Origin of the sequence: Pseudomonas sp. GM21, assembly GCF_000282215.1 — a bacterium.
Taxonomy (GTDB): domain Bacteria; phylum Pseudomonadota; class Gammaproteobacteria; order Pseudomonadales; family Pseudomonadaceae; genus Aquipseudomonas.
Genome location: NZ_AKJS01000048.1, coordinates 1 through 23,838 on the forward strand (window position 1 = coordinate 1; position 23,838 = coordinate 23,838).

The following is a 23,838-nucleotide window of genomic DNA, read 5'->3' on the forward strand; positions in this document are numbered from 1 at the left end:
AAGACGGCGGCACATCCAGCATTGATGTGACTGACATACCGCTTTCGCGAGCAGGCTCGCTCCCACAAGGGCCGGTGTTTACTCGGCGGGTTTGGCTCTTCGGGCCTTGAAGAACTCGCTGAGCACTGCCCCGCATTCTTCCGCCAACACCCCGCCTTCAAACAACACCCGGTGATTCAAAAAGCCCTGGGTGAAGAACTGCCCCTGACTCTGCACAATCCCCGCTTTAGGCTCCAGCGCGCCATACACCACCCGCGCAATTCGCGAATGCACGATCAAGCCGGCGCACATGCTGCACGGCTCCAGCGTCACGTACAGCGTGCTGCCCGGCAGGCGATAATTGCTGGCGGCCAACGCCGCCGCGCGGATCGCGACCATCTCGGCATGGGCGCTCGGGTCGTTGCCGCTGATCGGGCAGTTGAAGCCGCGGCCGATGATTTCACCGTCCTGCACCAGCACAGCGCCCACCGGCACTTCGCCCAGTGCGGCCCCTTGAGCGGCGAGGGCCAGGGCTTCGCGCATGAAGTCGCGATCACGGCTGCGGTCGATGATGGCGGCGGGACGAATCTGACGCATCACGCCACCTCGATGGCGGCCATCAGGCCGGTTTCCATGTGATCGATCACATGGCAATGGAACATCCACACCCCCGGGTTATCCGCCACCAGCGCCACTTGCGCACGCTCGTTCTTGCCCAACAGATACGTGTCGGTGAAGTACGGAATGACCTTGTGCCGGTTCGAGGCAATGACCTTGAAGCTCATGCCGTGCAAATGAATCGGGTGCTGATACTGAGTCATGTTCTTCAATTCAAAAATGTAGCTTTTACCCTTCTCAAGCTTGGCAATCGGGCGGTCGGCGCAGGTCTTGTCGGTGATGTCCCAGGCTTTGCCGTTGATCTGCCACAGGCTTGGTGGCTTGCCGTTGTCGACATTGACCGACACCGAGCCGACCCACTCGAAATTGAAGTTGAGTTTCTCGGCATTGGCCAGGTCCGGCTCGGCGACCGGATTGGCGGGTAGCGCAGGCGGCCATTCGGTCGGTGCGTCGGTATTGGCCACCGAGCGTAACGTACCCAGACGAACCGGACCGTTGCGCAGAGATAACTCTTCACCGGCCGGCGGTGCCTTGATCGCCAGGCAAATACGCATGCCCGGACCGAGCCAGTACTCCTTGCCCAGTGGGCGTGGCTCGATGGGGTTGCCGTCCAGCGCGTAGATCTGCGCTTCTACGCCGGGAATGTTCAGGCGATAGGTCAACGTGTTATCGAGGTTGAGCAAGCGCACACGAGTGATCTGCCCGGCAGGCAAATCAATCACCGCTAGCGGGACGCCATTGATGGTCGACACACGCCCCGCCGTACCGCCACGGGCGGCTTCGCGAGGAATGCTGAACGGCAAGAAAGCGCCCTCTTCATCGACGTGCCAGCTCTTGAGGCTCAAGGTTTTCTCGTACTTGAAACCGGTGGGCTCACGCTCTTCCACGATCAGCGGGCCTACCAGCCCGCGACCGAGCTCTTCACTGCTGTTCACGTGCGGGTGATACCAGTAGCTGCCGGCATCGGGCACGCGGAATTTGTAGTCGAAATATTCACCCGGTAGCACCGGCAATTGCGAGACGTAAGGCACGCCGTCCATCTCCAGCGGCAGGCGGATGCCGTGCCAGTGAATGGTAGTCGCCACCGGTAGATGGTTGATGAAGCGCACCCGCAGCCATTCACCCTGACGAACCCGCAACTCGGTGCCCGGTGCCGACGGGCCGAACGCCCAGGCTTGCGTCTTGTGCCCGGCCACCAGCTCGACGTCCAGCGGTGCGGCAATCAGCTCATAGTCGTGACCCGCGTCGGCGTCGGCCATTTTACCCAGCCAGTAGCGTGATGCCCCCCCTGCGCCAACGCCAACGACAACTAGACCGGCCAGGCCACCGAGGATTTGGCGACGGGTAAACGACATGAACTCAACTACCTCACATATCAGCGACAGGCGCGGGGCCTGCAAAAGGCGAATACGATACACCTGCGGTTGAGAAACAGTAAGGGTGACTTGTGGCCGCACATCACCTGTAGGCATAACTATGTAGTGCACATGCCTTGAGCAAACGAGTCATTCTCGATACTCATTTCTCAAGGAAAGAGAATGCAATGAACTTGATAGAAACACGCCTGTTGCCCAATACCGCCGACAAGGCTGCCCTCAAGGCCATCGCCGGCCGCGTCATCCAGACTTGTCCGAGCGTGCAAGACACCGCTCACGAAATCGCCAGCAACTTGCTCAAGAAGTACGCCATCACCGGCCTTGATCCGGATCAGGTGTACTTCCACCGCTTTGACAGGGCAGCCAGTAACTCGAAAACCCTTACCGGTTGGGAACACTGGGCGCCAACGTCGTCCATGACCTTGACCCAACTGGTGATCCACCGGTTTCGCGACACCGATCAGGACAATGCCGACCTGCTGGATATAAACGCAGGTTTTTACTCCGCAGGCCCAAACGCCAACATCTTCAATGAAACCAACGAAGTGCGCCTTCATGGCAACGACGTGCTGAAGTACTTCTGGAGCGTCGATATCAGCACGTTGTACACCGAACGACTGGAAGTCTTCTGGAACAAGTCCGGGAGCGATTTTCGCACCTTGGCCAAATGCAACTTCCTCATCAAAGCCGTACAGGCACGGGACAAACGCCAGTTGAGCGACGAGGACTTTCAGTTCGTCACAAACGCGGCCATAGGCCCTTTCACCTGGCCTGTCAGCCTGCAGATGTTGCAATCACAGCACCCTGGCGCCGACTGTATTCGAACCCTGGATGTCGCCGGTTACGCCTCCAACCATATTCTTCGTTTTCTCGCGCCCAAGGGCCGGCAGATTATTTACCTGCCCGGTGAAACCAATGGCTTTCAGGTGCTGGAAACCGCAACGGACATGCACTTCTGGATGTTGCTGCGGATGAACAAGGAAAACGCCCGCCAACTGTTCATGACGCATTTTTCCCTGGCCGATCGGCAGGATATCGCCACCAACATCACTGACATCATGAACCGGCTGGTCGGCACATGGGGCACACATGACCATCACCTGATCAACCAGGAAAATCGGGTCATTGCCGGTGATGTCTTCACGTGGCTACGCGACTCGACTAAAGACTCGATGGTCGCCGAGGCCGAACTCACGCTGACGTCCAATGGCGACCTGCGAAAAAAACTCTGGATCGGTTATCTCAGCGCCGGGGTGAAGGTGTTTGGCCCGCTCGCGGTTGTCGGCTGGCCAGTTGCCTTGCCAGTGATCGGCGCCAGTATTGCCAATATGGGGTTAAACATTGATCAGGCGGTAAACGGTAAAACCGCTGAAGAACGCAAGGCCGGCATCATCGGCGCGGTGATCAGCGGGATTGAGATGTTGCTCAACCTGCCCTTCCTCAAAGGCCCGGGTTCGCTCACAGAAGTCGGTGCCGAAATCGACGCTGCCGAGGCAAAGGAAATGGCCGATCTGAAGGAGTCGACTCAACCGGCCAACGCCCCCGAAACACCACCGAACGAGGTCCCCGTTAAAATGCCCGACACTACTGTGACTACGGTCAAGGTGCCGGAATCCTTCAAGATCGATACCTTGCTCGACGAAGGCACATTGGTTCACGAACCCGGCAAGTTTCAAGGCATCTATCAGCTCCCTTCCAACCCTTCGTCCGCGATCAAGCTCAATGGCAGCGCGTATTACGTGCGCTATGAATCCAATATCAATGGCCGTGGAACGTGGGCAATCATCGACCCGGCCAATCCCAATGCATTCCACGGATCGATTCCCGTGCGCTTTAACGCCGCGGGCAATTGGGAGGTCACCCCGCGACTGGGGTTGAGGGGTGGCATGATCGTACCGCCTGATACTGCCACCGCAGCAATCGGCGAGCCCGTCGTCGAAGAATGGGCGCGAACGCCGGGCGTCCATATTCCGGGCCTTGAAGATCCGGAAATGAGAGCCTGGGCACTCGGTGGGCCCGACGCGCGCGGTCAGTTCAGAAGGCTATGGACCGTCGGCGGTATTGACGTGCGCAGCGTGCTCGGGACCGATGTAGATACGGTCGGCGCCCGCAGTGCGTTCATGTCTCCTGACGACGAAATCATAGAATCCTGGAGCGAGTTCGAGACGGCGCAGGAGGAATCTCGCAGCACGCTGATCAGTGATGCAAAGGCCTACCACGAACTCAATCCTCCTGTACCCCGTCTGCCGGTATCGTCCTCACAATTAATAAACACACAGACGGAACTGTTCGATTGTGCATTCGCGGAAAAACCGGGGCTGGTCTTCGGCGAGAATCGCGGCAGCATCGGCAGCAAGCAGTTACTGATCGAAAACATGCCCGGATATGTACAGCGTGGAGTGAAGACGCTGTATTTGCAGAAACTGCTGGCCAACGTCAATCAGCTCGATCTGGACACCTTCGCAAGAACCGGCGAATTGCCCGAGGAGTTGGAGAACTATCTGAAAAAACTCGACATCGAGGCCGGGAACGATCCTGAGGGCAAATTCAACTTGCTGACCCTGGTGAAAGCCGCCAACGCCCAACGCATACGGGTTCAAGCCATCGACATGACGACGACCTACAACATCAATGAAAACCCGGTTTCCGGGAATCCGGATAGCCAAATGGCGAGAAGCTTTTTTGCCAGTGAGGTCATTTTGGCCAATGAAGAATGGAAGGGCACGGCTAAATGGATTGCCTTGGTCGATCAGGAACACCTGACGAGCTTCAGAGGCTACAGGGGCATCAGTGAACAGACCGACGCCTTGAGCGTACGAATTGATGACGTACCGCCTGGTTCGGCACAACCCATCGGGGTCGATCCCGGATTAGCGGTGGAGTACGCAGACTATCCGGGCTCTCCTGTCCATGAAGCAGTGGCTGGTCTCGAAGACTTCGACAGCATTCAGGCACTGATCAAAGGCGACTGGCGGGTGCAGATCGCAACTCCTTGGGCCTCCAGAACCGCGCAAGAACTGCGAGCCCTGTTAGCGGAACCCGGGATGTTCACCTTCCAGCGCTACAGGAGCAACGTGTTAGTGGTCTATCGCAATGCCCATGGTCAAATCAGGGACAGCGCGATCCGAATGACACCCGGCGGCAGGATCAATCTGGACACTCCACTCAGGCCGGCCTTTGACACCATGACCGTGGATAGCATCAGCGAGCTCAAGCAGGCCCTGATTGAAAAAGGCATGAAACCGATGGGCTGGCCGCAAGTGGCCGTCGAGGCTGAGGGCGCCGCATCTGTGCTTGAAGATCTTGATCACGTGAGACCAGAAGTCCAGCCGTCGAGCATCCCCGAGCACTGGCAAGCCAACGAATTACTGGAAGGGTTAACACCCGAAACAAGACCCGGGAAATACCGGGGCATCTATCGACTCAGCGGCAATCCCTCGACCGCCATCATGATGAATGATGCAGCTTATTACGTGCGTTACGAGGCTGACATCAATGGCGGCGGTCATTGGGCGGTCTTCGACCCGGAAAATCCTGACGTTTCCACGGGATCCATTCCGGTACGCTTGAATGCTCAGGGTGAGTGGGAGTTGCTATAAATCCGGTTGATGGGTGGCAGCAATGACCTCCGGCTCAAGGATCGCAAACTCAAAAAGGCCCCGTGAACTCGCGTTCACAGGGCCTTTTAGGTGTTACAGACGGTCAGTCAGACCGGGATCACTCCCACTCAATCGTCGCCGGCGGCTTGCTCGACACGTCGTAAGTGACGCGGGAGATGCCTTCGATTTCATTGATGATGCGGCCGCTGACGGTTTCCAGCAGTTCGTAAGGCAGGTGTGCCCAACGCGCAGTCATGAAGTCGATGGTTTCCACGGCACGCAGGGCCACGACCCAAGCGTAACGACGGCCATCGCCCACCACGCCAACCGATTTCACCGGCTGGAACACCACGAAGGCCTGACTGACCTTGTGGTACCAGTCAGCCTTGCGCAGTTCTTCGATGAAGATGTGGTCGGCGCGACGCAGCAGGTCGGCGTATTCCTTCTTCACTTCACCGAGGATCCGCACGCCCAGGCCCGGGCCCGGGAACGGGTGACGGTAGACCATGTCGTACGGCAGGCCCAGTTCCAGGCCCAGACGACGAACTTCGTCCTTGAACAACTCGCGCAGGGGTTCAACCAGCTTGAGGTTCATTTCTTCCGGCAGGCCGCCCACGTTGTGGTGCGACTTGATCACGTGAGCCTTGCCGCTTTTGGCGCCAGCCGACTCGATCACGTCCGGGTAGATGGTGCCTTGGGCGAGGTACTTGATGTTGTCCAGCTTGTTGGACTGGGCATCAAACACGTCGATGAAGGTACGGCCGATGATCTTGCGTTTCTTCTCAGGGTCGGACTCGCCGGCCAGGTTGTCCAGGAACTGATCTTCCGCATTGGCGCGAATCACTTTGACGCCCATGTTCTCGGCGAACATGGCCATCACTTGCTCGCCTTCGTGCAGACGCAGCAGGCCGTTGTCGACGAAGACGCAAGTCAGCTGGTCGCCAATGGCTTTGTGCAGCAGTGCGGCAACCACCGAGGAGTCCACGCCGCCGGACAGGCCGAGCAGTACGTTGTCGGTGCCGACCTGAGCGCGAACCTGAGCGATGGCGTCTTCAGCAATTTTCGACGGTGTCCACAGCGCTTCGCAGCCGCAGATATCGAGAATGAAGCGCGACAGGATGCGACCGCCTTGCTTGGTGTGGGTCACTTCCGGGTGGAACTGCACGCCGTAGTAGCCGCGAGCGTCGTCGAACATGCCGGCGATCGGGCAGCTCGGGGTGCTGGCCAGGATGTGGAATTCCTGCGGCATCCTGGTGACCTTGTCACCGTGGCTCATCCAGACGTCGAGGCCGAACAGGCCGTCAGCGTCGATGTGGTCTTCGATGCCGTCAAGCAGGCGGCTCTTGCCGACCACGTCAACGCGAGCATAACCAAACTCACGCAGCTCGGAACCTTCGACCTTGCCACCCAGCTGTTCAGCCATGGTCTGCATGCCGTAGCAGATACCGAAGACCGGTACGCCCAGGTCAAACACCGCTTGCGGACAGCGCGGGCTGTCGGCGACGTGCACGGACTCGGGGCCGCCAGCGAGAATGACGCCTTTTGGCGCGAATTCGCGAATCGCTTCGTCGTCCATGTCGAACGGATGCAGTTCGCAGTACACGCCGATTTCACGCACGCGGCGAGCGATCAGCTGGGTGTACTGGGAACCGAAGTCGAGGATCAGGATGCGGTGAGCGTGAATGTCGAGGGACATGGGAAAAAACTCAAAAAGCAGTTGCTAGCTTCAAGCTGCAAGCTGCAAGTAGTCGGAAGCTGCGCGGTAGGTGCGTAAACGCAGTACCGCTTGCAGCTCTTAGCTTGTGGCTTATAGCTGTCGGCGTCAGCCGACCCGATAGTTTGGCGCTTCTTTGGTGATTTGTACGTCGTGTACGTGGGACTCGGCCATGCCAGCACCGGTGATTCGCACGAACTCAGGCTTGGTGCGCATTTCTTCGATGTCGGCACTGCCGGTGTAACCCATCGAGGAACGCAGGCCGCCCATCAGTTGATGGATGATGGCGCTCAGGGTGCCCTTGTAAGGAACACGCCCTTCGATGCCTTCCGGAACGAGTTTCTCGGCGCCTGCCGAGGAGTCCTGGAAGTAACGGTCGGAGGAACCTTGAGCCTGGGACATGGCGCCCAGCGAGCCCATGCCACGGTAAGCCTTGTACGAACGACCCTGGAACAGTTCGATCTCGCCCGGCGCTTCTTCAGTACCGGCGAACATCGAGCCCATCATCACGCAGGAAGCACCGGCTACGATGGCCTTGGACAGGTCACCGGAGAAACGGATGCCGCCGTCGGCGATCAACGGAACGCCGGTGCCTTCAAGGGCAGCGGCGACGTTGGCGATGGCACTGATTTGCGGGACGCCGACACCGGCGACGATACGGGTGGTGCAGATCGAGCCAGGGCCGATACCGACCTTGACCGCGTCAGCGCCCGCTTCGGCCAAGGCCAGGGCGGCGGCGCCGGTGGCAATGTTGCCGCCGATGACTTGCACGTCAGGGAAATTCTCTTTGACCCAGCGAACGCGGTCGATCACACCTTTGGAATGACCGTGAGCGGTATCGACCACCACCACGTCAACGCCGGCGTTGACCAGGGCAGCGACGCGGTCACCGGTGTCTTTACCGGTACCGACGGCAGCGCCCACACGCAGACGACCTTGATCGTCCTTGCTGGCCAACGGATAAGCCTTGGCTTTTTCGATGTCGTTGACGGTCATCATGCCTTTGAGGGCGAATTTGTCGTCGACGATCAGTACGCGTTCGATGCGGTGTTTGTGCAACAGCTCGCGAACATCGTTTTTGTCGGCGCCTTCCTTGACCGTGACCAGACGCTCTTTAGGCGTCATCACTTCACGGACGGAGACGTCCATACGGTTCTCGAAACGCACGTCACGGGAAGTGACGATGCCGACCAGGTCGCCATCGTGCAGTACCGGAACGCCGGAGATGTTGTGCATGCGGGTCAGTTCGAACAGTTCACGAACCGTGGCATCGGCCTCGATCGTGATCGGGTCCTTGACCACGCCGGCTTCGTAACGCTTGACCTTGCGCACTTCGGCAGCTTGCTGCTCGATGGTCATGTTCTTGTGGATAATGCCGATGCCACCTTCCTGAGCCATGGCGATTGCCAGACGGGCTTCAGTGACGGTGTCCATGGCGGCAGAAACCAGAGGAATATTCAGCTCGATGCCACGGGTTAGGCGGGTCTTGAGACTGACTTCGTTAGGAAGCACCTCGGAATAACCAGGCACTAGGAGAATGTCGTCGAATGTCAGAGCTTCTTGGCTGATACGCAGCATCGCGGGGGCTCCCGAGCGGGAAAATGGAAGCGCGCCATTATAGTCAGACACCCCCTCGGGTTCAATGTAAAACTCTGTCTATTATTAGCATTGCTGATATACGGGAATTGTCGCGGCCTACAACTCGACTTTCACCCAACTCACCGGGTGATCCAGCCAATCGGCAAATTCGTCGATAAAGCTCTGCTTGAACCCGGCTTCCGCCCAGTTGTTGAAGATAAACCCGAGGTTGGAAAAACCGCATTCCTGCAAAAACAGGAACCCGTTGATGTCATCTTCATGCCCGCATTCGGGACAGGTGAAATTATCGGTGCGACCCGGCATCCAGTCTTCCAGGCTTTCAAAAAGCGCTTCGCCGACTTCCTTGCGGCACTCGGCGCAGCCGGCCTCCTCAAGGAAACCTTTGGCCGGCGTATAGATGCAGCGCTTGGTGACGATCTCCAGGCCATTGACCGGCTCGCCAAACGGCAGCGCTTCGGGATACAGCACCACAGCCCGGGCACCGTCGGCGATGGCGTGGGCCATGCGGTTGCCGGTACGGCCGCAGGTGGTCAATTCTTCCTGGACGATGTTCTTGCGCACCAGCCACCGCACCACCGCGCGAGCCCGGGGTTCGTGTACCGGCAACGTGGAGATTTTCGGGACGATGATGCTTTGTGAATTCATGGATGCAGACCTTGCAAGTACTGAATGTTCACCCTTGTGGGAGCAGGCTCGCTCCCACAGGATTTTCGGCCGGCAGCTTAGTACCTGACACTCTCAGGTCAAGTGCTCAGATAGCGCCCGATCAAGGCAATCCCGCTGGCCAGCACCAGCCAGGTCACTAGCCGCACGAACGCCTCACGGGACAATCTCATGGTCAACCGCCGCCCGATCCAAAGCCCCAAGGCCATGGCTGGCAACAAACACAGCGCCAACACCAACAAGGGTAGCTCGGCATACACACCCGCGACGGCAAACAGGCTCAAGCGCACCACCGTGCTGCAACTGATCAGCGCGCTCTGGGTCGCGCGGGCCGCCTCTTTGGGCAGGCGACTGTTCAAATAGATCGCATATAAAAAGCCACCACTGCCAAACAACGCCCCGAACATCCCGCCCACCGTGCCCGTCGGAACGGCCCAACCGGCGGATAACTGCGTCGGACGGGCTTTGACCCACAGGCTGTAAACCGCATAGGCGCTGATAAACAGGCCCATCAACAGCAGCAACACATCGGATTTCAGGTTCAGCAGAAAGATCACCCCCAGCGTGCAGCCCACCGCCATGCACGGCAGTAACCGCAGCAACTCGGGTTTCGCCACATCACGTCGCGAGGGCAGCAAATTGCCGAACGCCGCGACAAAATCCAGCAGCACCAGCAATGGGACGATCTTCGACAGCGGCATGAACAGGATCAGAATCGGCCCCGCCACCAGCGCCGTACCGAAACCGGCGATGCCGAACACGATATAAGCCAGGGCGATGCCCAGCCCGATGACCAGCCAATCCGTTGTGCCGAAGGGCCATTGGTGCAACAACTCAAATGCATTCATTCCATGTCTTCCTTGAAATCCCGGTGCGACTTTATACCGGTGGGAGCGAGCCTGCTCGCGATAGCGGTTTAACATTCAATATTACTTCCGACTGACACACCGGTATCGCGAGCAGGCTCACTCCAACAGGGGATTTTTGTTGATGCATGGAGATTGATCGCCGAATGCCTTTAAACTGCGCCCCATGATTAAAGATCCCTTTGCAAGACTCGGCCTGGACCGTGAAGTTCTGACTGTCAGCCAGCTCAACGGCCGCGCGCGGGTGTTGCTCGAAGACGTGTTCAGCAATATCTGGGTCGAAGGCGAAATCTCCAACCTCGCCCGCCCGGCGTCGGGCCATGTGTATTTCACCCTCAAGGACAGCGGCGCCCAGGTGCGTTGCGCGTTGTTTCGGCAAAATGCGGCGCGGGTGCGTCAGGCGTTGAAGGATGGCCTGGCCGTCAAAGTCCGGGGCAAGGTTTCGTTGTTCGAGGGGCGTGGCGACTATCAGCTGATTCTCGACACCGTGGAGCCGGCCGGTGATGGCGCGCTCCGTCTGGCCTTCGATGCCTTGAAGGAAAAGCTCAGCGCCGAAGGCCTGTTCAGCGCCGAGCGCAAAGTGCCGCTGCCGGCGCATCCGCAACGCATCGGCATCATCAGCTCGCCGACCGGCGCGGTGATTCGCGACATCATAAGCGTGTTCCGCCGCCGAGCACCGCAGATCCAGCTAACGCTGATCCCCACCGCCGTGCAAGGTCGCGAAGCCACCGCGCAGATTGTCCGCGCACTGAAACTGGCAGATGCCCGTGGGTTCGACGCACTGATCCTGGCCCGTGGCGGCGGTTCGCTGGAAGACCTCTGGTGCTTCAACGAAGAAGCGGTGGCCCGTGCCGTCGATGCCTGCGTCACGCCGATTGTCAGTGCCGTCGGCCACGAAACCGACGTATCGATCAGTGACTTCGTAGCCGACGTCCGCGCTCCCACGCCGTCCGCCGCCGCCGAACTGCTCGCGCCGGATTCCAGCGATCTGGTGCGTCGGGTCGAAAGCCTGCATCGCCGACTGGTGATGCGCATGCGTGACCGCTTGATGCGCGACCGGCTGCGTCTGGAAGGCGTCTCCCGCCGCCTGCGCCATCCGGGCGAGCGTCTGCGTCAGCAAGCGCAACGTCTGGATGACCTGGACATGCGCCTGCGTCGCGCGTTCGAAGGCAGCCTCAATACCCGTCGCGAACGTTTGATTCGTCTGGAAACCCGTCTTGCCGGGCAACATCCCGGCCGGCAATTGGCGATGCTCCGCCAGCGCCTCGACAGCCTCGCCGAACGCCTGCCCCGTGCGATCCGCGAAGGCCTCAAGTCGCGGCGCCTGCAACTGCAAAGTCAGGTGCAGACGCTACAGGTGGTCAGCCCGCTGGCGACACTGGCCCGTGGCTACAGCATTCTGCTGGACGAACGCGGCAACGCGATCCGCAGCGCCGGACAAACCCACAACGGTCAACGCCTCAAAGCCAAACTCGGCGACGGCGAACTGCAAGTGCGGGTCGAAGACAATCACCTGACGCCTGTCACCCTTTCTTTACTGGATTGATCCATGCCGCGTTTTTTAGCTTCGCTGCTCTTGCTGTGCCTGACCGTCAACGCCCACGCAGACAGCTACATCACTCGCCTGTTGAACAAACCGGTGCCGGGCGGCGTGGCCGTGGTGGATCTGGGTGCTTCAGCCCAGGCGCCGAAAGCCAGCTATCAAGGCAAGCCGGTACTGGTGGTCAAGGAACAGAACAACTGGCTGGCGATTGTCGGTGTGCCGTTGACCGTGAAACCGGGCACGCAGCAACTCAGCAGCGGCGGTCGTAATCTCAGTTTCACCGTCGGCAACAAGAAGTACCCGGAACAGCACATCACCCTGAAAAATACGCAGCAGGTCAATCCTGACCCGGACAATCTCAAGCGCATTGAGCGCGAACTGGCCGAGCAAATCGCCGCCTACCGCACGTTCAGTCCGAATACCCCGAGCAACCTTCTGCTGGACAAACCGGTCAACGGGCCGCTGTCGAGTAAGTTCGGTGTGCGCCGGTTCTTTAATGGTGAAGAACGCAATCCGCATTCGGGCCTGGATTTCGCCGTGGGCGCCGGCACACCGATCAAGACCCCGGCCGCGGGCAAGGTGATTCTGATCGGCAACTACTTCTTCAACGGCAACACGGTGTTTGTCGATCACGGGCAAGGCTTTATCAGCATGTTCTGCCACATGTCGAAAATCGACGTGAAGGTCGGGCAGCAACTGGCCCGTGGCGGGGTGGTCGGGAAAGTGGGGGCGACAGGCCGCGCGACCGGGCCGCACATGCACTGGAATATCAGCCTGAATGATGCGCGGGTGGATCCGGCGATTTTTATCGGTGCGTTTCAGCCCTGATTAATCGGTGAGGCTGATGGCCTCATCGCGAGCAGGCTCGCTCCCACATTTAATCGCGGTCTAATGTGGGAGCGAGCCTGCTCGCGGTGGCGGCGTCACAGACACCAACTATTCAGCCTCAAGATCCTCGATCCCATGGGCTTCCCTGTCTGCCAGACAATGCTTGATCCAGGTCTGGGTTTCCTCTGAGAAGCCGGTCAACTCTTCAGACGTGATCAACTCCCGCGCGCACAATCCAAGCAAGTGCGACCGAGCCTCATGCCGTGAAAACCTGAACACCCCAAACGCCCAGTACAACTCCTTTTGCCTGGACTGAAGCAGCTCTTCAGTGGCTTCAATCCGCTCGTAAGGCGGCAGGCTTTTATCCAGCACGGTGCGCTCGACCTCCTCCATGATCCGGATGCACATCCGCTCATGTGCCAAGGGGCGCAACGCGCTGTACCGCTTCCAGTCCGACTCGTTCATGTCCGGCTCCTGCCTTGTTCAAGGCTTTAAGCATAGCTGCGCTCAGCGGGAAGCCCTCCCAACACTACAATTGCGCAGTGCTCAAACCTCGCGCAATCATCCAAACAATCACAGGAGTCCACAGCAATAAAATCTCGATAAAATCGACTTTCCGGGTATTCCTATCAATTTTTTTCGACCGCTTGCCATCCTTCACCCCCGCGGTTAGGGTTGAAGGCATGAAGACCTCTCACACCCTCATTCAGCTTCGCCAGCACCGCAGCCTGTGCCTCGTCAGCGCACGACTGCCGGGCTGAATCGCGGTGCGTCGCTCCACGCTTTTCCCCAAGAACATTTGATCCACCGGCAGGCCGCCTTTTTTCGGCCCACACAATAAGGATTCCCCCGATGAGCATGCTCAAAGATCCGTCTTCGAAATACCGCGCGTTCCCGACCATCGACATCCCGGATCGTACCTGGCCGTCGAAGACCATCACCGCCGCGCCGATCTGGTGCAGTTCCGACCTTCGTGATGGCAACCAGTCGCTGATCGAGCCAATGGATGCGGTCAAGAAATTGCGTTTCTGGAAAACCCTGGTGTCTGTCGGCGTGAAGGAAATCGAAGCCTCGTTCCCGGCCGCTTCGCAAACCGACTTCGACTTCGTGCGTACCCTGATCGAAGACAATCACATCCCGGACGACACCACCATTCAGGTGCTGACCCAGGGCCGTGAAGACTTGATCGCGCGCACCTTCGAATCCCTGCGCGGCGCGAAAAAAGCCATCGTTCACCTGTACAACGCGACCTCCCCTTCCTTCCGCCGGATTGTCTTCAATCAGGACAAGGACGGGATCAAGGAAATCGCCGTCAGCGCGGCCAAGCTGTTCGTCAAATACGCCGCCATGCAACCGGACACAGAGTGGACTTTCGAATACTCGCCAGAGACGTTCAGCGCCACTGAGCTGGAATTCGCCAAAGAAGTCTGCGATGCCGTGATCGAAGTCTGGAACCCGACGCCTGAGCACAAGATGATCCTCAACTTGCCTGCGACCGTCGAATGCGCCACCCCGAACATCTACGCCGACCAGATCGAATGGTTCGGCCGCCACATCAACCGTCGTGACAGCGTGATTATCAGCCTGCACACCCACAACGACCGTGGCACCGGTGTCGCCGCCACCGAGTTGGGCCTGATGGCCGGCGCCGACCGTGTCGAAGGCTGCCTGTTCGGCAACGGGGAGCGTACCGGTAACGTCGACCTCGTGACCGTCGCGCTGAATCTCTACACCCAGGGCGTTCACCCTGAGCTGGACTTTTCCGACATCGACGGCGTGCGCAAGGTCGTCGAAGAGTGCAACCAGATCCAGGTGCACCCACGTCACCCGTATGTCGGCGACCTGGTCCACACCGCGTTCTCCGGCTCCCACCAGGACGCCATCCGCAAGGGCTTCGCCCAGCAGAAACCGGATGCCCTGTGGGAAGTGCCGTACTTGCCAATCGACCCGGCCGATATCGGTCGCAGCTACGAGGCGGTCATCCGCGTCAACAGCCAGTCGGGCAAGGGCGGTATCGCTTACTTGCTGGAACAGGAATACGGCATCAACTTGCCACGCCGCATGCAGATCGAGTTCAGCCAGGTGGTGCAACGTGAAACCGATCGCCTGGGCCTGGAAATGACCGCTCAGCAAATCCACGCGCTGCTGCACAGCGAATACTTGCAAGCCAACACCCCGTACGCGCTGGTCAGCCATCGCCTGCAGGAAGAAAACGGTCACAGCGCCGTGGAAGTGGAAGTTTCCAGCAAAGGTCAGGGCGAGAACAACCTGCACTGGCGCGGCAAGGGCAACGGTGCGTTGGAAGCCCTGGTGGCCGGCCTGCCGATCCCGGTGGAGATCATGGACTACAACGAACACGCCATCGGCGCGGGCACCAATGCCAAGGCTGCGGCCTACATTGAACTGCGCGTGAACGGTGAGCGTGCGGTGCATGGCGTCGGTATCGATGAAAACATCACCACCGCCAGCTTCAAGGCCCTGTTCAGCGCGCTGAACCGCTCGCTGAGCCAGCCGGAAGCGAAAGCGGCGTAAGCCTCTGCTACAACGCAAAAGGCCCCAAGGTGCGAACCTTGGGGCCTTTTGTTTGCCTGTTGTTTCTGTATTGCCTGATGTGCCGCCATCGCGAGCAGGCTCACTCCCACAATAGATTTTGGTGCACATAAGATTTGCGTTCACACAGATCCAATGTGGGAGCGAGCCTGCTCGCGATGGCTATAGATCAGGCAGCGAAAATCTCAGGTGAGTTCGAACGTGTCCGCATCCAGATTCGCCGGAAACCGCGTGCGATAAGCCAGTAGATCCGCAGCGTTCAGCACCACCTGAAACACACCATCGGCCTCGCCTGCGCTGAGCAACGTCTCTCCCTGGAAGTCCAGCACCTGACTGTCGCCGGTGTAGGCAAAGCCTTTGCCATCAGTGCCAATACGATTCACCGCGGCCACATAGCAAAGGTTCTCGATGGCCCGCGCCGGCAGCAAACGGTTCCAATGCTGGCGACGTGCACCGGGCCAGTTGGCGGTATACAGCAGCAGGTCGGTGTCTTGGGCGTCGCGGCTCCAGACCGGGAAGCGCAGGTCGTAGCAAATCAGTGGCCGTACTCGCCAGCCCTTGAGCTCGAACTGCACCTGACGCTCGCCCGGCGTGAAGTGGTTATGCTCGCCCGCCATGCGGAACAAATGCCGCTTGTCGTAGTGCCACACCTCCCCTTCCGGACGCGCCCACAGCAGGCGATTGCGATGACTGCCGTCGGAGGCCTGGACGATGATGCTGCCGGTGATCACCGCGTCGAGCTTCGCCGCCTGAACACGCAACCACTTGCTGGTCGGACCGTTTTCCGCCTCGGCCAACGTTTGCGATTCCATGGAGAAACCGGTGGTGAACATCTCCGGCAGGATGATCAGGTCCGCACCACGAGCCTGCTCCAGCAATTGTTCGAAATGCTCCAGGTTAGCCTTGCGGTCGTGCCAGGCCAAACTGGTCTGGATCAGCGCAACATTCAGATTGGGCAGTGCACTCAGATCACGCATAGTTTTGCCGCTGCTTCACGCAGGGTCTCCTCACGTTTGGCGAAGCACAAGCGCACCAGGCGCTGGCCTGCGGGTGGGGTCTGGTAGAACACCGAGATCGGGATGCTCGCCACCCCATGTTCGCGGGTCATCCACAGCGCCATCTCGACGTCATTGAGGTCCGGGCGGATCTGCGAGTAATCGACCAACTGGAAATAAGTGCCGGTGACCCGGGTGAAACTGAAGCGCGACGGCGTCAGCAGATCGCAGAACAGATCCCGCTTGGCTTGATAGAAACCGGGCAGTTCCTCAACGTGTTCCGGATGCTTGGCCATGAAGTCGGCCAACGCATATTGCAGCGGTGTGACGCCGCAGAAACTGACGTATTGGTGAACCTTGCGCAACTCGGCGGTGAGGGCCGGCGGTGCGACCACGTAGCCGGTTTTCCAGCCCGTGACGTGGTAAGTCTTGCCGAAGGAACTGACCACGAAAGCGCGCGGATACAGCTCTTCGTGATTCAACACACTGACGTGAGGCACGCCGTCGAACACCAGGTGTTCGTAGACTTCGTCGCTGACCAGATAGATATCGCGACCACGAATCAAGTCCGCCAACTGATCCAGCTCTGCACGGCTGATCAACGCGCCACTCGGGTTATGCGGTGAGTTGAGAACGATCATCCGCGTGCGCGGCGTGATGGCCTCGGCCAGTTTCTGGAAATCGATGGCGAAATCATTCAGCCCGAGCTGCACATGCACGCAACGTCCACCCGCCAGCTCCACTGACGGTTCATAACTGTCGTAACAGGGGTCGAACACGATGACTTCGTCGCCGCTGTGGATAACCGCCTGAATCGCGCAGAAAATTGCCTGGGTGGCACCGGGAGTGATGGTCACTTCGTGGTCGGCATCGACATTGACGCCATAGCTGCGAGCGATTTTCGCTGCCACTTGCTGGCGCAAAGCAGGCAGGCCGGTCATTGGCGAATATTGGTTATGGCCATTGGCGATGTGCCGGCCAACCGCATCGCACAGGGCCTGTGGGGCATCGAAATCGGGAAAACCCTGGGACAGGTTGATCGCCCCGGTTTGCGCCGCGAGCTGAGACATCTGAGTGAAGATAGTGATGCCGACATTCGGCAGCTTACTGGTGATCATCGGTAGCCCCTTGCAGGTGAGCAGCAAGTTTCAAGCGACAAGCTGCAAGCGGTCAAGCATGAAACCTTCAGGCACAAAAAAGGGCCCTGCAGAGGACCCTTTTCGTTTTTACTTGACGCTTGCAGCTTGAAACTTAAAGCTGCGTTTATCTTTTATCGCGGCGCTTTTTGTCGGCCTTTTTGTGGTGCGACATCATGCGACGCTTCTTGTTGACCTGACGGTCTGTCAGCGTGGTCTTGTTGCCTTCGTACGGGTTCTCGCCGCCCTTGAACTCAATGCGAATCGGCGTACCGACCAGCTTCAAGACACGACGGTAAGTGTTTTCCAGGTAACGAACGTAAGACTTCGGCACCTTCTCGATCTGGTTACCGTGAATCACGATGATCGGCGGGTTCGCGCCACCCAAGTGGGCATAACGCAGCTTGATCCGGCGGTTGTTGACCATCGGTGGCGCGTGCTCACCGACCGCATCTTCCAGAATCTGGGTCAGGCGGTTGGTTGGCCAACGGGTCACGGCGGACTTGAACGAGTTCTGTACCGAGGCGTAGAGGTTGCCCACGCCAGTACCATGCAGAGCAGAGATGAAGTGGATGTCGGCGTAGTCAACGAAGAACAGTCGACGTTGCAGCTCGACCTTCACGAAGTCGCGCTCGCTCGGCGTCATGCCGTCCCACTTGTTGATCGCGATCACTAGCGCACGACCCGACTCAATGGCGAAGCCCAGCAGGTTGAGGTCGTGATCCACCACACCTTCACGGGCGTCCATCACAAAGATCACCACGTTGGCGTCTTTGATCGCTTGCAGGGTTTTGACCACGGAGAACTTTTCAACTTCTTCGTGGATCTTGCCGCGCTTGCGCACACCGGCGGTGTCGATCAGCGTGTACTTCTCGTCGTTACGCTCGAACGGGATGTAGATACTGTCGCGGGTCGTACCCGGCTGGTCGTACACAATGACCCGGTCTTCACCAAGCATGCGGTTGACCAGGGTCGACTTGCCGACGTTCGGGCGACCGATGATGGCGATCTTGATACCGTCTTTTTCGCTTGGGCCAGGAATGCGCTTGGCTTCCTCACCTTCGGCAACGATTTCTTCTTCGCCGTCTTCCGGCTCTTCGTCATCTTTCGGGAAATCGCTCAGGGCGATTTCCAGCATCTGGGTGATGCCACGACCATGAGCACCGGCGATAGGGATCGCGTGGCCCATGCCCAACGGAGCGAATTCCGCGCGGGCCATTTCAGGGTCGATGTTGTCGACCTTGTTGGCAACCACGTAAGAACGCTTGTTACGTTTGCGCAAATGCTCGGCGATCATCTGGTCGGCGGCGGTGAAGCCAGCCTTGGCGTCTACCAGGAACAGAACGACATCCGCTTCTTCAATGGCCAGCAGCGACTGCTCGGCCATTTTTTCGTCCATACCGTGCTCGTCACCGGAGATACCACCGGTGTCGACCAGAATGTAGGAACGCCCTTGCCACTTGGCCTCACCGTATTGGCGATCACGGGTCAGACCGGACAAGTCGCCGACGATGGCGTCGCGAGTCCTGGTCAGGCGGTTGAACAAGGTGGACTTGCCGACGTTCGGTCGGCCCACCAGGGCGATTACGGGAACCATGCGGCTCTCCACTTCGTTATTTCAGAAAATACAAAAGCCGCTGCGAGGCAGCGGCTGGTGCTCGGGGCAACGCTTGAGGGCGCTGCGAACCCCGTGGTTACGGGGTTGCCTGGGGTTAAACCCCAAGCATAGTCAAACCTTTACTTTATGGTCAGGGCTTCCAGTTTGCCGCTGTTGCCATATACATAAATCGTGTCACCCACCACCAGCGGACGTGCACGCAGGCCGTCGCTGTCGATGCGCTCGCGGCCGACGAAACGACCGTCCACCTGACTCAGCAGGTGCAGGTAGCCTTCCATATCGCCGACTGCAACGTAGCTGGAGAACACTTCCGGGGCCGACAGTTGACGGCGAGCCAGCGAATCGTTGCTCCACAACGCGGTGGTGGAACGCTCGTCGACGCCTTCAACGGTGCCCGAAGCCAGGCTCACGTAAACGTTGCCAAAACCCTGGGAGAGGCCAGCATAGCTGGAAGCATCACGCTGCCAGAGCTGACGACCGCTTTCCAGGTCCAGCGCCGCAAGACGGCCCTGATAGCTGGTGACGTACAGCGTACCGCCGGACAGCAGCAAACCGCCGTCGATATCGACCACACGTTCCAGCTCCGAACGACCCTGAGGGATCGCTACACGTTGTTCCCACACCGGCACGCCGTTGGAGACATTGAGAGCGACCACTTTACCGGTCGACAGGCCTGCTACCGCCAAACGGTTGGTCACAATCGGTGCACTGGTGCCGCGCAGCGTCAGGACCGCAGGTGTGCTGTCATACAACCAGCGCTGGTTACCGGTCGCAGCATCCAGGCCGATCAGACGATCGTCCTGAGTCTGAACGACGACCACGTCACCGTTGGTGGCCGGCGGCGCGAGAACTTCACTGTTCACGCGAGCGCGCCATTTCTCTTCACCGTTGATCGCGTCCAAGGCAACGACTTCGCCCTGCAGCGTACCGATCATGACCAGACCGTAACCCACGCCAACGGCACCGGAAACAGGAAGGTCGAGATCTTTCTTCCATTTGACGTCGCCATTGCTGCGATCCATCGCAATCACCACGCCAGTGACGTCGCCAGCATAGATGGTTTCGCCATCAATCGCCGGTACCAGCATGTTGTAGGATTTGCCCTGACCGTCACCGATCGAACGACTCCACTGCTTTTGCAGAACCACTTCTTCTTTGAAGTCGACCAGCTCGGCAGGTGGCAATTCCTTTTTGCTGTTGCTGCTGCAACCCGCGGCCAAAATGGCCAGGGCCAGCAATGCTGCATGTTTCCAACGAATCACGTCACGCATCCCCTTTCGCCAGATCGTCCAGCTTGATTTGCAGGCCACCGACCGCCGCTTCATCCGACAGGGCGGCCTTGGCTTTTTGATACGCCTTGTTCGCGTCGTCGGTACGACCCAACTGCACCAGCAGGTCGCCTTTGAGTTCTTCGCGAGTGGCCAGGAATGCTTTGTCGGTATCGCCTTCGAGCAGTTTCAGGGCTTCTTCGGCCTTGTCCTGCGCAGCCAGTACCTGCGCCAGGCGCTGACGGGCAATTTCGCCCAGCGCCGGGTTGGAAGGTTTGGCGACAATGGCTTTCAGCTCGGTGGCGGCGTCATCCAGCTTGCCGCTGTCGACCGCGACTTTCGCCACGAACAGGCTGCCGTACTGCGCGTAGGCGCTGCCGCCGAACTCGCTGTTGAGCTTGCCGGCCAGGTCGGCAACACGGGCAGCGTCAGGCTTGCCGTCAGGCGTCAGCGTGGTTTCGAGCAATTGCTGATAGAGCACCGAGGCGCCTTGCGACTGATTGCTCTGATACTTGTGAAAGGCTTGCCAGCCGAACACGATGACCAGCGCCAACAGGCCGCCAGTGACCAAGGGCTTGCCGTTGCGTGACCACCAGTCCTTCAAATCCGCCAGATGTTCGTCTTCGGTACTCGACACCCCAATACTCCTTAATCGCTAAATCGGCTGTTTGACAGCTTCAACCCTGCACGACGCAGGTGGCCAGGTGTGCAGCAAGCGCATCCCAGGCAATACTTTGTTGTTCGCCCTGGCCACGCAGGGGTTTGAAACCTACCACTTGCTGGGCCATTTCATCGTCACCGAGGATCAGCGCATACAGCGCACCGCTCTTGTCGGCCTTCTTGAACTGGCTTTTGAAGCTGCCGGCGCCGGCATTCACTTGCAGGCGCAGGTTGGGTAATTGGTCACGGACACGTTCACTCAGGGCCAGGCCCGCCAGCTCCGCCGCTTCACCGAAGGCGCAGAGGTAGACGTCGACCTGACGGGAGATTTCTTCCGGGATCTGCTCCAGGGTTTCAAGCAACAGCACCAAGCGCTCGATACCCATGGCGAAACCAACACCGCAGGTCGGCTTGCCGCCCATCTGCTCGACCAGACCGTCGTAACGACCACCGGCACATACGGTGCCCTGGGCGCCCAACTTGTCGGTGACCCATTCGAAAACGGTCTTGCTGTAGTAATCCAGCCCGCGAACCAGCTTCGGGTTGATCACATAAGGAATGCCGGCGGCGTCCAGACGAGCCTTCAGGCCCTCGAAGTGCACGCGGGATTCATCATCCAGGTAGTCGGCCATTTTCGGCGCGTCCACGAGGATGGCTTGCGTGTCGGCGTTCTTGGTATCCAGAACCCGCAGCGGATTGGTCTTCAGACGGCGCTGGCTGTCTTCATCCAGCTTGTCCAGATGCGCGGACAGGAACTCGACCAGCGCTTCACGATAGCGACCGCGCGACTCGGCGGTGCCCAGGCTGTTGAGTTCGAGCTTGACCGCATCGCGGATGCCCAGCTCGCCCCACAGGCGCCAGGTTAGTACGATTAGCTCGGCGTCGATGTCCGGACCGTCGAGGTTGAACACCTCGACACCGATCTGGTGGAACTGGCGATAACGGCCTTTCTGTGGACGCTCGTGACGGAACATCGGACCGATGTACCAGAGTTTCTGCACCTGGCCACCGCCGGTGATGCCGTGCTCAAGCACCGCACGCACGCAGGCAGCCGTGCCCTCAGGACGCAAGGTCAGGGAGTCGCCGTTGCGGTCGTCGAAGGTGTACATCTCTTTTTCGACGATGTCGGTCACTTCACCGATGGAGCGTTTGAACAGCTCGGTGAACTCGACGATCGGCATGCGGATCTGCTTGTAACCGTAGTTATCCAGCAGACGCGAAACAGTGCCCTCGAAATGACGCCACAGGGGAGTCTGTTCGGGCAGGATGTCGTTCATGCCACGAATGGCTTGCAGAGACTTGCTCACAATAAATCCTTAAATTCGTTCGGCTCTTTAGTCAGGCTCAGCCACGCGCAATAACGGCAGCGTCGGCTTCGACCTTTTCGGCCGCTTTCTGGCGGATCAAGCGTTCAAGCTCATCCACCAGATTGTCATTCGTCAGTTTCTGCGACGGCTTGCCGTCGATGTAAATCAGGTTTGGCGTACCGCCGGTCAAGCCGATATGGGCTTCCTTGGCTTCACCCGGCCCGTTGACCACGCACCCGATGACCGCGACATCCAGCGGCACCAGCAGGTCTTCGAGGCGCCCTTCCAGTTCGTTCATGGTCTTGACCACATCGAAGTTCTGCCGCGAGCAGCTCGGGCAGGCGATGAAGTTGATGCCACGGGAACGCAGATGCAGGGACTTGAGAATGTCGTAGCCGACTTTCACTTCCTCGACCGGGTCAGCCGCCAACGAGATGCGAATAGTATCGCCAATCCCTTCGGCGAGCAGCATACCGAGGCCCACGGCGGATTTCACTGTGCCTGAACGCAAACCACCCGCTTCGGTGATACCCAGGTGCAGCGGCTGGACGATTTCCTTGGCCAGCAGGCGATAGGCTTCGACGGCCATGAACACGTCGGAGGCCTTCACGCTGACCTTGAAGTCCTGGAAATTCAGGCGTTCGAGGTGCTCGACGTGACGCAGTGCAGATTCGACCAGCGCAGCCGGGGTGGGCTCGCCGTACTTCTTTTGCAGGTCTTTTTCCAGGGAGCCGGCGTTGACGCCGATGCGGATCGGAATCCCGCGATCACGGGCGGCATCGACCACCGCGCGGACACGGTCTTCGCGCCCGATATTACCTGGGTTAATCCGCAGGCAGTCAACACCCAGCTCGGCGACGCGCAACGCGATCCGGTAGTCGAAATGGATGTCCGCCACCAAGGGCACTTTGACTAGTTGCTTGATCTTGCCAAAGGCTTCGGCGGCATCCATGTCCGGCACGGAAATGCGCACGATATCGACGCCTGCGGCTTCCAGACGATTGATCTGGGCCACGGTGGCGGCCACGTCATTGGTGTCGCTGTTGGTCATGCTCTGCACAGCGATAGGCGCATCGCCGCCAACAGGCACGTTACCGACCCAGATCTTGCGGGATTCGCGACGTTTGATTGGAGATTCGCCGTGCATGACTTATTGACCCAACTTCAGGCGAGCAGTCTCGCCACTGGTGAACGGAGCGACATCAACCGCCTGACCGTTGTAGCTGACCTGCGCGCCACGGGCGAAGCCCAGACGCACAGAAAACGGTGGTTTGCCGCTGACGGAAACGCTGTCGCCTTTACGTTTGAGACCACTCAACAGCACCTTTCCGGCGCCATCGGTCACTTGCGTCCAGCAGTCAGCGGTGAACTTCAGCTGAACCTGGCCTTGGCCGGCGACAGGGGCCGCCGTTACTGGAGCAGGAGCAGTCGGTGCAACCGGAGCGGTCACCACCGGTGCCGGAGTAGCCGGAACAACCGGAGCCGGTGTGGCGGGGGCTGCCACAACTGGAGCAACGTT

The 23,838-nt window shown here is 59.2% G+C and carries 19 protein-coding genes; 4 read left to right on the plus strand and 15 right to left on the minus strand.

What is annotated here, in order from left to right:
- Nucleotides 1–78 precede the first annotated feature (78 nt).
- Together tadA and PMI22_RS21240 are read right to left on the minus strand one after the other, a co-directional pair.
- A complete protein-coding gene (gene tadA, locus PMI22_RS21245) occupies nt 79–576 on the minus strand; it encodes a tRNA adenosine(34) deaminase TadA (protein WP_007944237.1) in 498 nt (165 codons plus the stop codon).
- A complete protein-coding gene (locus PMI22_RS21240; protein WP_007944239.1) occupies nt 576–1,952 on the minus strand; it encodes a multicopper oxidase family protein in 1,377 nt (458 codons plus the stop codon). Before PMI22_RS21240 ends, tadA begins: the two co-directional genes overlap by 1 nt.
- A gap of 188 nt (nt 1,953–2,140) precedes the next feature.
- On the opposite strand from PMI22_RS21240, the gene PMI22_RS21235 reads away from it, so the two are divergent.
- The gene (locus tag PMI22_RS21235) at nt 2,141–5,572 is read left to right on the plus strand and encodes a membrane-targeted effector domain-containing toxin (protein WP_007944240.1); all 3,432 of its coding nucleotides are present in this window, start codon (nt 2,141–2,143) and stop codon (nt 5,570–5,572) included.
- Nucleotides 5,573–5,690: 118 nt separating this feature from the next.
- On the opposite strand, the gene guaA is transcribed toward PMI22_RS21235, so the two are convergent.
- The 4 genes from guaA to PMI22_RS21215 form a co-directional block, all read right to left on the minus strand.
- Nucleotides 5,691–7,268: a glutamine-hydrolyzing GMP synthase gene (gene guaA / locus PMI22_RS21230; RefSeq protein ID WP_007944241.1), complete on the minus strand. Its 1,578-nt coding sequence runs from the start codon at nt 7,266–7,268 to the stop codon at nt 5,691–5,693.
- 126 nt (nt 7,269–7,394) lie between these two features.
- Nucleotides 7,395–8,864 (minus strand): IMP dehydrogenase, encoded by a 1,470-nt coding sequence (guaB, locus tag PMI22_RS21225; RefSeq protein WP_007944243.1) that lies wholly within the window; start codon nt 8,862–8,864, stop codon nt 7,395–7,397.
- A gap of 117 nt (nt 8,865–8,981) precedes the next feature.
- The gene (locus PMI22_RS21220; protein WP_007944244.1) at nt 8,982–9,530 is read right to left on the minus strand and encodes a hypothetical protein; all 549 of its coding nucleotides are present in this window, start codon (nt 9,528–9,530) and stop codon (nt 8,982–8,984) included.
- Nucleotides 9,531–9,628: 98 nt separating this feature from the next.
- Complete coding sequence (locus PMI22_RS21215; RefSeq protein WP_007944245.1) at nt 9,629–10,396, minus strand: sulfite exporter TauE/SafE family protein; 768 nt, start codon at nt 10,394–10,396, stop codon at nt 9,629–9,631.
- A 184-nt stretch (nt 10,397–10,580) separates the two neighbouring features.
- On the opposite strand from PMI22_RS21215, the gene xseA reads away from it, so the two are divergent.
- Both xseA and PMI22_RS21205 read left to right on the plus strand, forming a co-directional pair.
- The gene (gene xseA, locus PMI22_RS21210; RefSeq protein WP_007944246.1) at nt 10,581–11,960 is read left to right on the plus strand and encodes an exodeoxyribonuclease VII large subunit; all 1,380 of its coding nucleotides are present in this window, start codon (nt 10,581–10,583) and stop codon (nt 11,958–11,960) included.
- Between the two features lie 3 nt (nt 11,961–11,963).
- The gene (locus PMI22_RS21205; RefSeq protein ID WP_007944247.1) at nt 11,964–12,785 is read left to right on the plus strand and encodes a peptidoglycan DD-metalloendopeptidase family protein; all 822 of its coding nucleotides are present in this window, start codon (nt 11,964–11,966) and stop codon (nt 12,783–12,785) included.
- 108 nt (nt 12,786–12,893) lie between these two features.
- On the opposite strand, the gene PMI22_RS21200 is transcribed toward PMI22_RS21205, so the two are convergent.
- Nucleotides 12,894–13,250, minus strand: coding sequence for a hypothetical protein (locus tag PMI22_RS21200; protein ID WP_007944248.1), 357 nt, complete (start codon nt 13,248–13,250; stop codon nt 12,894–12,896).
- A 387-nt stretch (nt 13,251–13,637) separates the two neighbouring features.
- Between PMI22_RS21200 and leuA the strand changes: the two genes are divergently transcribed.
- Nucleotides 13,638–15,317 carry a 2-isopropylmalate synthase gene (gene leuA / locus PMI22_RS21195; protein WP_007944252.1) on the plus strand — a complete coding sequence of 560 codons (1,680 nt, stop codon included), beginning with the start codon at nt 13,638–13,640 and terminating at the stop codon, nt 15,315–15,317.
- Nucleotides 15,318–15,520: 203 nt separating this feature from the next.
- On the opposite strand, the gene PMI22_RS21190 is transcribed toward leuA, so the two are convergent.
- The 8 genes from PMI22_RS21190 to PMI22_RS21155 form a co-directional block, all read right to left on the minus strand.
- Nucleotides 15,521–16,312, minus strand: coding sequence for an amidohydrolase (locus tag PMI22_RS21190; RefSeq protein ID WP_007944253.1), 792 nt, complete (start codon nt 16,310–16,312; stop codon nt 15,521–15,523).
- A complete protein-coding gene (locus tag PMI22_RS21185; protein WP_007944254.1) occupies nt 16,300–17,448 on the minus strand; it encodes a pyridoxal phosphate-dependent aminotransferase in 1,149 nt (382 codons plus the stop codon). The genes PMI22_RS21190 and PMI22_RS21185 overlap by 13 nt, the downstream gene beginning before the upstream one ends.
- Before the next feature lie 145 nt (nt 17,449–17,593).
- A complete protein-coding gene (der, locus tag PMI22_RS21180) occupies nt 17,594–19,063 on the minus strand; it encodes a ribosome biogenesis GTPase Der (protein WP_007944255.1) in 1,470 nt (489 codons plus the stop codon).
- 140 nt (nt 19,064–19,203) lie between these two features.
- A complete protein-coding gene (gene bamB, locus PMI22_RS21175) occupies nt 19,204–20,355 on the minus strand; it encodes an outer membrane protein assembly factor BamB (protein WP_033048969.1) in 1,152 nt (383 codons plus the stop codon).
- On the minus strand, nt 20,348–20,989 hold the full coding sequence (locus tag PMI22_RS21170; RefSeq protein WP_007944257.1) for a tetratricopeptide repeat protein: 642 nt from the start codon (nt 20,987–20,989) through the stop codon (nt 20,348–20,350). Before PMI22_RS21170 ends, bamB begins: the two co-directional genes overlap by 8 nt.
- 40 nt (nt 20,990–21,029) lie before the next feature.
- Complete coding sequence (hisS, locus tag PMI22_RS21165; protein WP_007944258.1) at nt 21,030–22,319, minus strand: histidine--tRNA ligase; 1,290 nt, start codon at nt 22,317–22,319, stop codon at nt 21,030–21,032.
- Between the two features lie 37 nt (nt 22,320–22,356).
- Nucleotides 22,357–23,466 carry a flavodoxin-dependent (E)-4-hydroxy-3-methylbut-2-enyl-diphosphate synthase gene (ispG, locus tag PMI22_RS21160; RefSeq protein ID WP_007944259.1) on the minus strand — a complete coding sequence of 370 codons (1,110 nt, stop codon included), beginning with the start codon at nt 23,464–23,466 and terminating at the stop codon, nt 22,357–22,359.
- A 3-nt stretch (nt 23,467–23,469) separates the two neighbouring features.
- On the minus strand, nt 23,470–23,838 hold a 369-nt coding region (locus PMI22_RS21155; protein ID WP_007944260.1), incomplete at its 5' end, for a DUF4115 domain-containing protein.